The following is a 13,792-nucleotide window of genomic DNA, read 5'->3' as shown; positions in this document are numbered from 1 at the left end:
TTAACTTGTTAAGGTTGGGAGTCGGGAGTCGGGACTCCCGAAAATTTCCCTTCTGCATACCACTCCAATTAAATTGGTATGACTTCCCCTACCCTACAAACCCCGTAAGGCGCTCACTTCTAACACATCTCGATCCCGGAAGACCACGCGGAACTGTCCGAGGGGTTCTTGAGGAACCCAAGTTCCTTGTTCTTTACCCATTCCGGCGGCCGCTGGGTTGACTAATTCTGGGAGGGGGGTGATTTGTTCGAGGTCGAAGGCGGCTTGATTTTGGGCTTCGTAATCGGCGATCGCACCCTCCTCTGTCACAGCTACCCGGAAGATTAAGGAACGCCCTTCGGTGTCCCCCTCCGTCCAGGCCTGACGCAAGGTTTCACGCAGATCACCCTGTAAACGGCGCAGGATGGCACGATCTTCAATTTCTGGGCCAAAGGTGGCGTTTCTCACTTCCCCCTCCCAGGGGGTGACTTGCAAAATGGAACGATTGGTAAACACGACTCGGAACGGTGTGATCGCCTCCTCTAATCCTTCCTCTAGGCCTTCCCGACCAATGGGAATAAAGGCCAAATCTGCTAGAGGGGTTTGTTGGGCGGCTTCTTGAGGCGTGCCTTGGATGCCCTGATACCCCACAATGGAACCATCCCGCGTGAGAGAAACCCGATAGGTTAAGGTTTGGGTCAATCCCCCCCGTTCCTGCCAAGCCCGATTTAACTCCCGGAAAAGATGGCGTTGTAAATAGCGGATTTCCGTAGGATCTTCCAGCAGCGGGGCTTGGGCTAAAAACGCGACCACCTCCTCCACCTCCATCTCGGCCACAGGTCGGAGATTCGCCCGGGGATCCGTCTCCGACCTTTGTTCCTGATTTTCCCCAGCCTGACGGGATTCTGGCCGCTCCACCTCGGGAATCGGCAGGGCAAAAAACAGGGCTGCTGCGATCGCCAAACTCCCCAAACCTACCGCCATCGGTTTCGCCCGTTCCGTCACCGGAACATCTGCCTTCCGATAACGACGACTCACAGGTTGCAAACTTAACTCCAAATCCGGCAACGTGCGATTATCCAGCAAAAACTGATCAATCGCCTCCACCAAATCAAACAACTGTACCGTATTTAAAGACAACTCCAAGGTTTGGGTTTCTTCCCCGGCCGAGACCTGATGATAGCGTAAATAGTGCAAATTGGGATCATGCGCTCGTGTCACCGTCACCATTTCCGGCGCACTATTGGGGTCAACCGGGTGAGCAATCCCACTGAGAAACTCCTGAGCATAGGCACTCACCCCTTTAATCAAACCCTCTAAAAAATCTCGGCCCCCCGTCAATTGTTGTTCTGTCCCCGCAAAATGACATTCTGCATTAACTAAAATCGACATCCGAGGTCGGGCATTTTCCCCCGTCAAATCCACTTCATCACTCAAGCCTTCCAACACGAGGCGGCAATTGGGCAGGCTATACTGTCGCTTAATGGTCATCGTACCTCTCCGTCAAATAGACTCATCCACAATCTGGGCGTACCCGCCGTTCCCGTACAAAAGAGCAGCTTACTCAAAAGAGATAACGCTAACTCATTTAACTCCTCTTCATGGTCTAAATAAAAGGCCACCTTTGCCCGCTTTGGATTCATCCGACTGCGAAAGTGCGCCCGAAACCGCTCCAAATATTCAGACAAACGAAAATGCTGTTCTAAGGGTAAGCCCTTCTCCGCAATTTGTTGCTGGGCTAATAGTAACTGGCGAATCAAAACCGTTAGTTGACGCGCTCGATAACTGGCAATGACCGATAAAGCCTTAGCCTGAGTTAAGGTCAGACTTTCCCGGGTGTAGGATTTACGCCAAGGATTAGTACAACGTAACCGCCACAACACCACACGATTTTCAATAATACCCTGTAATTCTAACTCGGCTGCGGTGGCTAACATATATTCCGAACCGCCCAATTCCAACGCTTCCAAGGCGAGCAGAATCAGATCGAGGTTCTGTTGAACGCGAAGGGAACACCCTTCTATATGAGCAGGATTGGGCAGCGAGTCCAAAATCAAAGGCGTTGGACGGGCAGGAGGGCTATAATCCGACTGGATGTTCACAGATTGACTCATGAGGTTAGGAATAGGCGGTGGCTGAAGAAGGACGGGAGGTTAAACACCATGGCGTAAAACCATCAGATCAGACTGTGACCTCTTGTGTTTTGTTCTCTGCTGTCGGATGGATTCAGGAATTTACCTGAATTCCAACATCATCAGGTTTCTAGTGTACTATTTTCTATGTTATTAGTACCTAGGGACAACATCCTCTAAATGTTTTTATGGATCTTAAAACACTTATCCGGGATATTCCCGATTTTCCGAAACCCGGCATTGTTTTCCGTGATATTACCACCCTGTTAAGACAACCGGAGGGATTGCGCGCCACGGCGGACTTATTGCGGGAACAGTGCCAAGGGGCGGGTTTCGCGCCAGATTATATTATTGGCATGGAGTCGCGGGGATTTATGTTTGCGCCCTTACTCGCCTATCAACTGGGGGCAGGATTTATCCCCGTGCGTAAACCGGGTAAACTGCCAGGAGAGATCCATTCGGTGGAATACGATTTAGAATATGGCACAGACCGCCTCGAAATTCATCAAGATGCCATCGAAGCGGGGAAAACGGTCTTAATTGTTGATGATTTAATGGCCACAGGGGGAACGGCTAAAGCGGCGGCCGAATTAGTCGGTTTTTGCAAGGCGGAGTTAATTGGCTTTGCGTTTGTGATTGAGTTGGTGGCACTCAAGGGGCGGGATTGTTTGCCTGATGTGCCGATTATTTCCTTGATTCGTTATTAGCAATAAACCAGCAAACATACCTCAATGACTGTTACCCAGGATTTTACATGGCGCGATCGCCTCAAGGATACTTTCTTCTACCTCAAGGCTATCGTGACCCATGAAACGGTTCTCTATATCCTCAAGCGACTGTTACAAGGGATGCTGACCCTATTTCTGGCCTCGGTGATGATCTTTTTCGTCATGCAGTTTAACCCCGGTAATCCGGCCGACCGACTGCTGTATGAAAATCCCAATGTCTCGGAGGATGTCATCCGGCAGTATATTGACCAGTTTGCCCTAGATCAGCCTTGGTTTATTCAGCACTGGCGCTGGTTCTCGAATGTACTCAGTCAGTTGAATTTCGGCTATAGTTTCGTCTATAGTGTGTCGGTGCAATACCTGATTGTGCAACGGATGGCGGCGACACTTCTCCTGTCTATTCCCTCAATTATTATTACTTGGGCGATCGCAATTCCCCTAGGTATTGTCGGCGCAGTCCAGCAAAATCAACTCACTGACCGGGTTTTACGAGTCCTTAGTTATTTAGGTCAAGGATTCCCTAGTTTCATCACCTGTCTGATTTTACTCTTTGTCGCCCAAATCACCTCCCCCCTCTTCCCCGTCGGAGGCATGACCAGCATTAACCACGCCGACTTACCCCCTTTAGGCAAACTGGTTGATATTGGCTGGCACATGATTCTCCCTACCATCGCCCTCAGTATCACCAGTTTTGCCGGGCTACAACGCCTCACTCGCGGTTCTCTTTTAGATGTCTTACGTCAAGAATATATTCAAACCGCACGGGCTAAAGGTTTACCAGAAAACCGCGTGATTTATGTTCACGCCCTACGCAATGCCATCAACCCCCTTGTGACGATTTTAGGCTTTGAATTTGCCAGTCTCTTAAGTGGTTCTTTTATTGCCGAATTCTTCTTTAGTTGGCCCGGTTTAGGGTCATTAATTTTAGAGGCTGTCATGGGGCAAGATGTCCATTTAGCCGTCGGCGGATTAATGATGGGGGCGACGATGTTAATTCTAGGGAATTTATTAGCGGATTTACTCCTCCGCACCGTTGACCCACGCATCCGGTTGGAAAATTTACAGTAAACTTTCACCTCTCGTTACCTAAAATGTCGGCTTGTTCGTGAAACGTTGCGCAGCAAAGGCTCTCGGTTTTACCGATGAGATGAAAAATCGCGGTGACAGCAGGTTTATTGAACAATCCAGATATGGCCGTGCCTGCGGCTGTCTACAGTTTGTGGATGTATCTAACGGGTTTCATGGCCATCCAATACGGCAGGCACACCCGGGCAAGTCTGGCTTGAGTTGGGGGGTTTTTGCCTTTCCGCGATCGCCCCCCCCTGAATCGAGATTCCACCCCAGACTTAACACCCCATCCCTCAACGCCAAGATTGCCCCTGGTCCGAGAGAACGTTCAGCAAACCCTAAATTTAGAGCGCCGGACTTCCCCCAGAGAAGCTAAAGATTTGCTTAACTTTTCCCTTCCCCCTATCCTATAAATAACAAGAAACAAACAGAAGTTGTTCCGGCAACTCAATCTTGCCTTTTTTTCATCATCCCCCCTTAGTAACCTTTCAAGGAGTAACAGCTTTATGTTCGACTTCGTTAAAAAACTGTTTGGCGGTTTATTTTCCTTTCTCGGTGGCCTCTTGGGTGGCCAGAAAAAATCCTACTACCTAGAACTCGACGACGCAGGAACACCCACCGCTCCCGCCCCCGTTGCCGCCGAAAAACCCGCCCCCGCTAAAGCCCCGGTCGCCCCCGTTGCCGCCGAAAAACCCGCCCCCACTAAAGCCCCGGTCGCCCCCGTTGCCGCCGAAAAACCCGCCCCCACTAAAGCCCCAGAACCTCCGGCAACTGGTACTTTTGCCCCCGACTATCTCCTGTACACCACCACCCGCGCCAAACGTCGCCCCGGCCCCAGTTTAAAAGGCTTCCGCGATATGGCTCGTCAAGTGAACAAAATGGCTTAAACCGAGGAGCAATCAGGGGAGTAGGAACGTGAGGAGGTTGGGTGTTGTCTATTTAGTCTTTACGGTGGTTCTTGGTCTAAGTAGTTGCCAACCCCAACCCCTTTCTCTGGCTCCCCCCCCTCAAGGTTTGGGCGCAACCCTCAACAGCAACCGCTCAGAATATCACCCCCGTCTCTCCTATAATGGCCGTTATCTCGTCTTCGCCTCAGACCGAGAAGCCCAGCGCCGGATTTTGCTTTACGATGTGCAACGTCGTCAACTCATTCCCTTACCCGGGTTAAATCAACCGGGCATTCTCCAGGATCAACCGGATATTAGTGCCGATGGTCGTTATATTGTCTACGTCTCAGAACAACAGGGCAAACCCGATATTTTTGTTTACGACCGCCAAAACTTTCAAGCCCAAGCTATTACCCGCCATGTATTAGCAACAGTGCGCCATCCTACGATTAGCGGTAATGGGCGTTTTATTGCTTTTGAGGTGAATCGGAATGGACAGTGGGATGTGGAAATTTATGATCGGGGGGTGGGGGTGGAACTCTCTACTCCCGACGCTTTGATTCCCACGGTTCCCCCTAGCGAAGATTGACCCCAAACCTGTATAATAAGAGATTGCGTGTCTAACTGGCTCGGATCAGGTTTAGACAAAGGCTGAAACTGTGATTTAGCTACCTGTACGGCGTTTAAAGGAAAGAATAACTATGGCTTATGCGATTGTAGAGACGGGTGGCAAGCAATTGCGCATGGAACCCGGTCGCTTTTATGATATTGAATTACTCCCAGTGGAAGGGGACAGTCCCCACACTTTAGATAAAGTGTTGTTGGTGAACAATGACGGGGAGGTTCAAATCGGTCAGCCTTTTGTGGAAGGGGCGACGGTGGAAGGGACGGTAGTTCGCAATTTCCGGGGTCGTAAGGTGATTGTGTACAAAATGCGACCGAAGAAGAAAACCCGCAAAAAACGCGGACACCGCCAAGAATTGACCCGTTTTATGGTGAATTCGATTAATCTCAATGGGTCTGCGATCGCCGTTGCGGATACCCCCCCCTCTGAAACAGTGACTACCGAAGAAGAATAGACCACTCTGAAGGAAACAGGAAGGAACAACAATGGCTCATAAGAAAGGAACAGGAAGTACAAGGAACGGCCGCGACTCTAATTCTAAGCGCTTAGGTGTGAAGCGTTACGGTGGCCAAGTCGTTCGCGCCGGAAACATTCTCGTTCGCCAACGGGGAACCAAATTTCACCCTGGACAAAATGTGGGACGCGGTGGAGATGACACCCTGTTTGCTTTGGTGGATGGTGTGGTGAAGTTTGAATATAAAACCAAGTCCAAGAAAAAAATTAGTGTCTATCCCGTAGAAGAAGCGGTTAGTTAATTTAGGATCAAACTTACAGGAGAGGGGAATTAGAGCCATCTAATCCCCCTTTTTTGTGGCGCAAGTTAGGATTGTAGGGGGGCAACCTTAACAAGTTAGGCTTATATGCGTTGTGTCAAGTCCCATATATAGCGTTCCACAAATTGAACAAGACTATTTATAGGGTCTTCCATTGTGGACACAACCGGATTTTCCCGACCCCCCTGTTCCCCGTTCTCTTGACTTCTAATGAGTGGGTCTTAACTTGTCAAGATTAGGGGGGGTATCCCTGCCCTCAAGGCTGAACGATTCTGATTATAATGAACCCTAGGCTAGCAAAATAGGGGTTTAGCCCCGTTGAATGGATGAAATATCAAACATTTCCCTGGGGAGGTTATCGGCAGCGCTTGCCTCAGCCAGAAGTGTGGCAAGAACGGTTTTGGTGGTTGGGTTTTTTGGTGGCCGCGCTGCTGCTGTTTACGGTAAATCTGGCGGAATTGCCCCTACAGGCAGGTCAAGAGACGATGCTGGCGGAAGCTGCCCGGGAGATCATGGGGAGAAATTGGTTTTTTCCCACCTTGGAAGGTCGTCCTTATGTAGAACATTTTCCCCTGTTAGCTGGGCTAATTGCCTTAGCCTATAAGTGGGGTGGGGTGAATATCTGGATGGTTCGCTTGCCGGGGGCGCTGGCAGGGGCTTTGTCAGTTCCTCTACTCTATGGGGTAGGACGGGAAATTCTGCCCAATCGCACGGCGGCAATTTTCGCGGCGTTTAGTTATTTAACCCTATTTCCCGTGGCGCGCTACAGTCGTTTGGCTATGGGGGATGGAGTGACACTGTGCCTAGAGTTGCTGATTGTGTTTTGTTTGTTGCGATCGCGCCGAGATTGGCGATGGACTCTGGGAATCGGTCTAGGATTGGGTTTGCTGGCCTTAGTACAAGGGGCGGGCGCGCTTTTAATGGGGGCGGTGGTGTTCATCTTTTTACAGTGGGATACCCCCCGTTTATTGCGTCGCTTGCCCCTTTGGTTTGGGCTATTGTTGGGGATTACCCCAGTGATTCTCTGGTCGATTCTACAAAGTTTAGTTCATGAGATGCCCTGGTTAACAGGTTTAATGTTAGCCCCCCTCTTAACGCCCCTGCCCCCCTCCCGCTTTGGTTTTCCGGTTACATTACTGTTAGAACTCTTACTTTGGAGTCTGCCCGGTTTACTCATGGTCGGATATGGCTATCAACTCTGTGGGAAAAACCTCACTTGGGGCTGGAGTCGCTTAATTTGGGTCTGGACGGGAGTCTATGGATTAGGACTGATTCTGCTAGCGGTTTTTGTTCCCGTGTCGATTGTCCCCTTGTGTCCAGTTTGGGCGTTAGCTGCCGGATTAGCACTAGCGGAAATCTGCCATTTCCCCACCTATCGCCCCTATCCTGTGTTATGGGTGGGCATTTTGGCCACTTTGGGACTCTTGGCGATGATGGCGAGTTTAGCTGTGAGTGTGTTGTTTCCAATGTTCCCCATTGGGATCTTAATTCTGGGATCCTTGGGTATTACTTGGGGGAGTACCACCCTCTTGATTGCCCGACGCGATCGCGCTTTCCCCGCTATGTTGTTCTGGGGAATGTATCTTTCCCTATTACTCCTGTTCACCTCCCCCTATTGGTTATGGGATCTTGTTTGTTGACAGTCCCCAGCCTAAAGACCCTCTTGGCTCTTTGAGGTGACTTGCTCAAGCCGGTTATTTAGGGTCTGCTGAATATCCATCTAAGCACTGTTAATAGGGCTTTCGATGGGGAGCGAGAAACTGCAAAGTTTGTGGTTTCCCAAAAAAAGGGTACGTCTTGCGACGTACCCCCACGCTTCATTCACACAAAAATAAAACACTACACACCGACCACTGGGGGGATCGGTTGATAGCCAGATAGCTCCATTGCAAACGCTGCCATGCCCTGGGACAAAGAACGCAGGTCTGTAGAGTAACCAAACATCTCCACTAACGGCACGTCCGCCCAGATCACGGTATAGTCTTCTATCACCTCTGATCCTAATAATACACCGCGACGCGCCATTAAGTCACCTTGAATCCGCCCTAAAAACTGACTTGGCGTTTCAATTTCCACCCTCATGATCGGTTCTAAAACCTGGGGATGGGCCGCCCGAAAGGCCTCCTCAAATCCCTGTCGGGCGGCAAAGCGAAAGGCATTTTCACTAGAGTCTACCGGATGAATCGATCCGCCCTGTAAAATGACCTTAACTCCGGTCACAGGATAGCCTTGAATAAATCCCGTACTCATGGCATCTTTAAACCCTTTTTCACAGGCCAGGATAAAGGGTTTCGGAATTTCTCCGCCCCGCACCTGATTTTCAAATAAAAACGTTTCTGAACAAGGTTCTAAACGACCAATCACCTGGGCATATTGTCCCGATCCCCCGGTTTGTTTTTTGAGGGTGTAATCAAAATTAGACCCTTGGGTAATGGTTTCTCGGTAAGCAACGGCTGGTTTTCCGATATAGACCTTGGCGTTATATTCTTGTTCCATCCGTTCCAGATAAATGTCAAGGTGGAGTTCTCCCATCCCCGAAATTAAAGTTTTGCCCGATTCTGGATCTTGATTGACTTTAAAGGTGGGATCTTCATGACTAAAGCGCTGGAGGGCTTTTTCTAAGCGCGCTGCATCGTCTTGGGAGTGGGGGGTGATGGCCAGGGTAATCACGGGATCCGGGATATACATTCCTTCGAGGGATACATTAATCCCCTCCCCGCATAAAGTGTCCCCAGAGGCGCAATTTACGCCCAATAAAGCCACTATATCCCCCGCGCTGGCTGATTCAATATCTTGGCGTTCGTCGGCGTGGAGGCGCACAATACGACTCACTCGGACATGGCGCTGAGTGCGACTGTTGAGGTAGCCTTTGCCTTTGTGGATGGTGCCGGAGTAAAGACGGATATAGGTGAGTTGTCCATATTCGTCATCGGTGAGTTTGAAGACGTGGGCGACGAGGGGGGAATCTGAATCCGGGGGAATCTCCCGCTTTTGTTCGGTTTCTACGTCGGTGGCGGTGATGGAGGCGCGATCGCAAGGTGACGGCAGATAACGATTCACGGCCTCTAATAAATTCTGCACCCCCTTATTTTTATAAGCCGATCCACACAAAACCGGAACAATCTCTTGCCCTAAAGTGGCCTGACGTAAAGTGTCCCAAATTAACTCACAAGGAATCGGTTGTTCATTTAATAAACACTCCGTCATGGTTTCCGAATAAAACGAAAGACGATCTAATAAATTATCCCGCGCCTCTTGAGCTAATTCTTTTAAATGTTCAGGAATTGGCTCTTTTTGCCAGTCCTCCCCATGCTCTCCCCCATAATAATGGGCTTGCATTTCAATTAAATCAATTACCCCCTGAAAGTCCCGTTCAGAACCGATGGGATATTGTAATAAAAAAGCATTTAAATGTAATTTATCAATCAGGGCTTGTACCACCCGAAAAACATTCGACCCCACCCGATCCATTTTATTAATAAAAGCAATTCGAGGGACGTTATAGCGTTTCATTTGCCGATCCACTGTAATGGATTGGGACTGCACCCCAGCCACCCCACAAAGTACCATAATCCCCCCATCGAGAACCCGCAAAGCGCGTTCAACTTCAATGGTAAAATCCACATGACCGGGAGTATCAATTAAATTAATTTGATGGTCTTGCCAGAAGCAACTGGTGGCGGCGGAATTAATTGTAATTCCCTTACTAATTTCTAGGGGCATATAGTCCATGGTGGCCGACGTATCGCCGTGTCCTTTCACCTCCCCCATTTTATGGATTTTGCCTGTATAGAAGAGAATCCGCTCACTAATGGTTGTTTTTCCCGAGTCAATATGAGCAGAAATCCCAATATTGCGAATTTTATTCAGAGGAAACATGATGAGTAATAGTTCAGAATCAAGACATCATCATTCGCCGTGATGCAATCCTTTGCGGATTTACATTAGTAATGAGTTCATCTAAAGTGGAAATGCGGAGGCGTTTCTGTCTGGTATTTACCTGATACACTTTACGCTCGGTCATATCCACAGCCGTTAACCAACCACTTTGACGGTGATAAGCCCCGGTATCAATATCTAACCAGCCTTCTCCTTGGGCTAAACGACCGGGCATCACACCGGGAATAGTAAAAGTAATGGTATGACCGCTAATGATTAATTTATCGGGAAAATAGGGTTCAACCATGCCGTGGAAATCTTCACGAATCCAGCAAAATTGTTCCGAGGTGTGTTTTTCGATGGGCAGTTTCGGATCCACTCCCGCATGGACTAACCAAATATCGCCCAGGTCTAAATGAGTGGGTAAGCTTTGCATCCACTCCAAATGAGTCCAAGGGATGCCATTATTGCCATAACTTTGGATGGTGGAATGTCCCCCACTGTATAGCCACGCTTGGCGAAAATGTTCAGGCGCTCGACTATTGGTGACGGCTTCGAGTAACATCAGTTCATGATTGCCTAGGATGGATTGATGGGGGCTATTCATCACAAAGTCAACCACTTGAGCGCTTTTGGGGCCGCGATCCACTAAGTCTCCGACAAAATAGACTTGATCCCTCTCTCCTGGTGCGATCGCCTCAAACAACATCATCAACGCATCGAAATGACCATGAACATCCCCAATAAAAATTCGACGTGGCATAATTAATCTTCTGTAAAACCGTTGGCAAGTGGACAATGACAAGTAGAATTAACGATTGACGCTCCCATCACTAAAAGCGAGGGATTCCCTGTTCATCCAGTTACCTTATCTAGGAGGCTTTCACCTAATAGACAGTGGGTAGTCTGTCCGAGGGCTTGAATTTCTGTCCGCCCGACAGTATTCGCTTTGTAAACTGGGAGAGCAACTTAGATGATCTCGGAGAATCTGCACTCTACCCTTTAATTCCCTCTTTGAGTTTTCGCGAATTTGTTTAATGGGTGTTCGTCTCAATGAGGTCAACCATGAGGGAGGTCAACCATGAGGGAGGTCAACCATGAGGGAGGTCAACTGAGCAAAGTTGAAACCGGATCACCCGGTAGCCCACTTTCGTGATGCAGATTAGTTTTAACAACAAACCCGCTCCGTAATTTTCCGGTCGTGTTTTGGGTTAATTTTAACTGTATTTCTCTAATCTAACTTGTTTTTGGGTTCTGGGAATCCGGAATTTTTGGGAGAATAACAGGTATAGGGTAGGGTTGACCCGTCAAGCACTTTGTCCTCCTGTCAAGGTCGGGTTTAGAGTATTGAGAATCAAGGACTGAGAACTGATCAGTAATAATTGCTATATGTTAGAAACAGGTGTGCCGAAAATAAAGATCCTGCAACGGCCTACCCAAGAGGCATGGATTGAACAGGCGATCGCGAATTTAGATATCATTCTCCTCGATCATTCCCACTGTGAGCGGAAAGCGGCCTCTGCGGCCTTAAATTTAATGTTCCGCTATCCCTCCTATGCTAAGTTAGTTCGTCAACTGACCGCGATCGCCCAAGAAGAACTAGAACACTTTGAACTGGTCAATCAATGGTTAGATCGGCGAGGCATCCCCCTAGCCCCCCTTAACGCTCCCCCCTACGGTGCCGCCCTCAAAGCCCTAGCGCGACATAATGAACCCCAACGCTGTTTAGACCTTCTCCTGCTCTCTAGCCTCATTGAAGCCCGTTCTCACGAGCGTTTAGGACTCCTCGCCCAACATTGTCCCGATCCTGAACTGGCGCGTTTTTATCACGGCCTCATGGCTTCCGAAGCCCGTCATTATGGCATTTACTGGGTTTTAGCCGATCATTACTTTGAACGCCCCGTCGTGATGGCTCGTTTAGAAGAGTTAGCGGAGGCAGAAAGCCAAATTCTAGCCACCCTACACCCAGAACCGAGAATTCACAGTTAGAAACGGTTAGAACAACATTCAGCAGACCCCAGCTAGTGAAATAGTAAATTGAAAGAATGGACACAAACGATTTGACGGAAAAAGCCCATGTAATCATCGAAAGGGCGGGAGACATCACACCGCAATTGCGTCTCAATCTATGTGCGCTAGCCATCCAGTTCTCAGATGAAGATGCCTACTTGTTTGGAATTGAGGATTTTTTAGCACAACTTCAAGAAGATCCTCAACACTATTTAGAGTTTTGGCAACTGAGTGAACTGGATTCTGTTGTGTTTCAGGAAAAGGCGAAACAACTGATTGAATATATTGTTCAAGTTAGAGCAATACCCATTGACCAACGATATTAAGCTGTGAATGATTAGATATTTCCTAAGCTGTTCAGCATTTAAAAGAGATGTTCTCCATGACCAAGACTTTAACAGAAAGCGGTTTTCACGGTTTCTAGCAATGTCGTTTAAATGACAAGCAGCTTAGAATTATCCCTAGAATGTTGGTTAAGTCGTTAAATCCTGCCGCAGCAACACCACAAGGGAGATCAGCCAAAAAACCCCAATCCAGACCAACACCCCAAAGCCTGCAATATTGGGATCGAGTGCCATCACTGGGATAATACTCCCATCAGGAGCCATCGTGACACCTTCTCCCCCTTGGCTTAACAGCGCATTGGTTAACTGAAAGGGTAAATAGGGGGTAATGGCTCCTAAATTCTGACCGAAAAAATCCCCCATACTCTTAAGGACAGGTTCTGTGATAAACACATAGAGCAAGCAGAGAATAATCGTCACCGCCATAGAACGAGTCAGAACCCCTAGCATAAAAGCCAAGGTACTAAACGGCACCAAATAAAGGACGGTGCGGGCAACATTCACCCAGAAACTCCCCCACTGAATCGCGGCGAGATCAAAAGATCCGCCCAAAAGGGGCGTTAAAATCAGCGTAGAGACAACCGCCAACAGGAGAGGGGCAAAGACAAACAACAGCGCCGGGACAATTAAGGCCAAAAGCCGGATGCTGACCAGCATGAGCCGACTAATCCCCTGACTGAGATAGAGGTGTACGGTGCGCCATTGATATTCTGAATTCACCACGTCGGCCCCTAGGATGAGGAGAAATAAGCCCCCTAAATTGCTAGAAAGGGCAAGACCAAGGGATAAGCCACTGGGGAAGGTTAAACTGGCTTTGAGCATCTCTTGCAGGGGGGGATCTCCTAAGACATTAAACAGTAACGCCCCACCGAAAAAGAGCAGCAACTCTAGCCCCAAGATTAAACCCAATAAAATCAGGAACAGACGGCGTTTCAGGAGTTTCTGTACTTCAATCCAGAACAGAGCAAGGGACATAGGGCGGCTAGGGTAAGGGTTGCGCATCCCATTCTATAGCAGCTTTTGACACCCCGCAAAAACCATTGATCCGGTTGCGGCAAATCGTTGATAATTGATGATCGGACAGGTGTGGGTCAACTGCGCTACTCAATTTTGAGCGGAAATCCAATGCAAAAATGGGAATATCTGGTCATTCAAGAAACTATCTTTCCCTTGACTCCTCTGAGGATTACGGTGGAAGCTGAGGATCAGGAGTTAGTGAAAGTTTTACAGGGAAAATCTGTCGTACAAACTTTAAACTATTTGGGAGAACACGGTTGGGAGTTAGTCTCTGTCTCAACCGGGTTGGAGAAAAACTCACAGGTGTTTTATTTTAAGCGGCCTAAATAGTCTTAGCAAATCATATTGGA

General features: G+C 48.6%; 15 protein-coding genes and 1 pseudogene. 11 read left to right on the top strand and 5 right to left on the bottom strand.

The window, feature by feature from the left end; genetic code table 11:
• Positions 1–93 precede the first annotated feature (93 nt).
• Positions 94–1,470, bottom strand: coding sequence for a DUF4335 domain-containing protein (locus SPI9445_RS0100730; protein WP_017302794.1), 1,377 nt, complete (start codon positions 1,468–1,470; stop codon positions 94–96).
• Positions 1,467–2,093: a DUF3038 domain-containing protein gene (locus tag SPI9445_RS0100725; RefSeq protein ID WP_017302793.1), complete on the bottom strand. Its 627-nt coding sequence runs from the start codon at positions 2,091–2,093 to the stop codon at positions 1,467–1,469. Before SPI9445_RS0100725 ends, SPI9445_RS0100730 begins: the two co-directional genes overlap by 4 nt.
• Before the next feature lie 206 nt (positions 2,094–2,299).
• Here SPI9445_RS0100725 and SPI9445_RS0100720 point away from each other — a divergent pair, with 206 nt between their 5' ends.
• From SPI9445_RS0100720 to SPI9445_RS0100690, 8 genes and pseudogenes are all read left to right on the top strand, one after another.
• Positions 2,300–2,818 carry an adenine phosphoribosyltransferase gene (locus SPI9445_RS0100720; protein WP_017302792.1) on the top strand — a complete coding sequence of 173 codons (519 nt, stop codon included), beginning with the start codon at positions 2,300–2,302 and terminating at the stop codon, positions 2,816–2,818.
• 24 nt (positions 2,819–2,842) lie between these two features.
• A complete protein-coding gene (locus SPI9445_RS0100715; protein ID WP_017302791.1) occupies positions 2,843–3,907 on the top strand; it encodes an ABC transporter permease in 1,065 nt (354 codons plus the stop codon).
• 86 nt (positions 3,908–3,993) lie between these two features.
• Positions 3,994–4,125, top strand: a pseudogene (locus tag SPI9445_RS31815) (bile acid:sodium symporter family protein); the annotation flags it as partial.
• Between the two features lie 288 nt (positions 4,126–4,413).
• Positions 4,414–4,794, top strand: a complete 381-nt coding sequence (locus SPI9445_RS0100710) for a hypothetical protein (protein WP_017302790.1) — start codon at positions 4,414–4,416, stop codon at positions 4,792–4,794.
• A 37-nt stretch (positions 4,795–4,831) separates the two neighbouring features.
• A complete protein-coding gene (locus SPI9445_RS0100705; protein ID WP_017302789.1) occupies positions 4,832–5,383 on the top strand; it encodes a TolB family protein in 552 nt (183 codons plus the stop codon).
• 112 nt (positions 5,384–5,495) lie between these two features.
• Positions 5,496–5,873 (top strand): 50S ribosomal protein L21, encoded by a 378-nt coding sequence (gene rplU, locus SPI9445_RS0100700; protein ID WP_017302788.1) that lies wholly within the window; start codon positions 5,496–5,498, stop codon positions 5,871–5,873.
• A gap of 31 nt (positions 5,874–5,904) precedes the next feature.
• The gene (gene rpmA, locus SPI9445_RS0100695; protein WP_017302787.1) at positions 5,905–6,174 is read left to right on the top strand and encodes a 50S ribosomal protein L27; all 270 of its coding nucleotides are present in this window, start codon (positions 5,905–5,907) and stop codon (positions 6,172–6,174) included.
• Positions 6,175–6,518: 344 nt separating this feature from the next.
• Positions 6,519–7,832, top strand: a complete 1,314-nt coding sequence (locus SPI9445_RS0100690) for an ArnT family glycosyltransferase (protein ID WP_017302786.1) — start codon at positions 6,519–6,521, stop codon at positions 7,830–7,832.
• A gap of 199 nt (positions 7,833–8,031) precedes the next feature.
• On the opposite strand, the gene fusA is transcribed toward SPI9445_RS0100690, so the two are convergent.
• Positions 8,032–10,071 carry an elongation factor G gene (fusA, locus tag SPI9445_RS0100685; RefSeq protein WP_017302785.1) on the bottom strand — a complete coding sequence of 680 codons (2,040 nt, stop codon included), beginning with the start codon at positions 10,069–10,071 and terminating at the stop codon, positions 8,032–8,034.
• A 19-nt stretch (positions 10,072–10,090) separates the two neighbouring features.
• Positions 10,091–10,834, bottom strand: a complete 744-nt coding sequence (locus tag SPI9445_RS0100680; protein ID WP_017302784.1) for a metallophosphoesterase family protein — start codon at positions 10,832–10,834, stop codon at positions 10,091–10,093.
• A gap of 626 nt (positions 10,835–11,460) precedes the next feature.
• Here SPI9445_RS0100680 and SPI9445_RS0100675 point away from each other — a divergent pair.
• Together SPI9445_RS0100675 and SPI9445_RS0100670 are read left to right on the top strand one after the other, a co-directional pair.
• Positions 11,461–12,060, top strand: coding sequence for a MiaE family protein (locus SPI9445_RS0100675; RefSeq protein WP_017302783.1), 600 nt, complete (start codon positions 11,461–11,463; stop codon positions 12,058–12,060).
• Between the two features lie 56 nt (positions 12,061–12,116).
• Complete coding sequence (locus tag SPI9445_RS0100670; protein WP_017302782.1) at positions 12,117–12,407, top strand: hypothetical protein; 291 nt, start codon at positions 12,117–12,119, stop codon at positions 12,405–12,407.
• A gap of 147 nt (positions 12,408–12,554) precedes the next feature.
• Here the strand turns inward: SPI9445_RS0100670 and SPI9445_RS0100665 are convergent, their stop codons facing one another.
• Positions 12,555–13,400: an ABC transporter permease subunit gene (locus tag SPI9445_RS0100665; protein WP_017302781.1), complete on the bottom strand. Its 846-nt coding sequence runs from the start codon at positions 13,398–13,400 to the stop codon at positions 12,555–12,557.
• Between the two features lie 150 nt (positions 13,401–13,550).
• Between SPI9445_RS0100665 and SPI9445_RS23760 the strand changes: the two genes are divergently transcribed.
• On the top strand, positions 13,551–13,772 hold the full coding sequence (locus SPI9445_RS23760; RefSeq protein ID WP_017302780.1) for a hypothetical protein: 222 nt from the start codon (positions 13,551–13,553) through the stop codon (positions 13,770–13,772).
• Positions 13,773–13,792 lie beyond the last annotated feature (20 nt).

The sequence above is a fragment of the Spirulina subsalsa PCC 9445 genome, from assembly GCF_000314005.1.
Lineage (GTDB): Bacteria > Cyanobacteriota > Cyanobacteriia > Cyanobacteriales > Spirulinaceae > Spirulina_A > Spirulina_A subsalsa.
Note: the sequence above shows the minus strand (reverse complement) of the source record. Positions and strands in the feature narration are given on the sequence as shown.

Bases quoted from the DNA above. Each gene is read 5' to 3' on its own strand.
- SPI9445_RS0100730 (WP_017302794.1), bottom strand. From the start codon at position 1,470: ATGACCATTAAGCGACAGTATAGCCTGCCCAATTGCCGCCTCGTGTTG.
- SPI9445_RS0100725 (WP_017302793.1), bottom strand. From the start codon at position 2,093: ATGAGTCAATCTGTGAACATCCAGTCGGATTATAGCCCTCCTGCCCGT.
- SPI9445_RS0100720 (WP_017302792.1), top strand. From the start codon at position 2,300: ATGGATCTTAAAACACTTATCCGGGATATTCCCGATTTTCCGAAACCC.
- SPI9445_RS0100715 (WP_017302791.1), top strand. From the start codon at position 2,843: ATGACTGTTACCCAGGATTTTACATGGCGCGATCGCCTCAAGGATACT.
- SPI9445_RS0100710 (WP_017302790.1), top strand. From the start codon at position 4,414: ATGTTCGACTTCGTTAAAAAACTGTTTGGCGGTTTATTTTCCTTTCTC.
- rplU (WP_017302788.1), top strand. From the start codon at position 5,496: ATGGCTTATGCGATTGTAGAGACGGGTGGCAAGCAATTGCGCATGGAA.
- rpmA (WP_017302787.1), top strand. From the start codon at position 5,905: ATGGCTCATAAGAAAGGAACAGGAAGTACAAGGAACGGCCGCGACTCT.
- SPI9445_RS0100690 (WP_017302786.1), top strand. From the start codon at position 6,519: ATGAAATATCAAACATTTCCCTGGGGAGGTTATCGGCAGCGCTTGCCT.
- fusA (WP_017302785.1), bottom strand. From the start codon at position 10,071: ATGTTTCCTCTGAATAAAATTCGCAATATTGGGATTTCTGCTCATATT.
- SPI9445_RS0100680 (WP_017302784.1), bottom strand. From the start codon at position 10,834: ATGCCACGTCGAATTTTTATTGGGGATGTTCATGGTCATTTCGATGCG.
- SPI9445_RS0100675 (WP_017302783.1), top strand. From the start codon at position 11,461: ATGTTAGAAACAGGTGTGCCGAAAATAAAGATCCTGCAACGGCCTACC.
- SPI9445_RS0100670 (WP_017302782.1), top strand. From the start codon at position 12,117: ATGGACACAAACGATTTGACGGAAAAAGCCCATGTAATCATCGAAAGG.
- SPI9445_RS0100665 (WP_017302781.1), bottom strand. From the start codon at position 13,400: ATGTCCCTTGCTCTGTTCTGGATTGAAGTACAGAAACTCCTGAAACGC.
- SPI9445_RS23760 (WP_017302780.1), top strand. From the start codon at position 13,551: ATGCAAAAATGGGAATATCTGGTCATTCAAGAAACTATCTTTCCCTTG.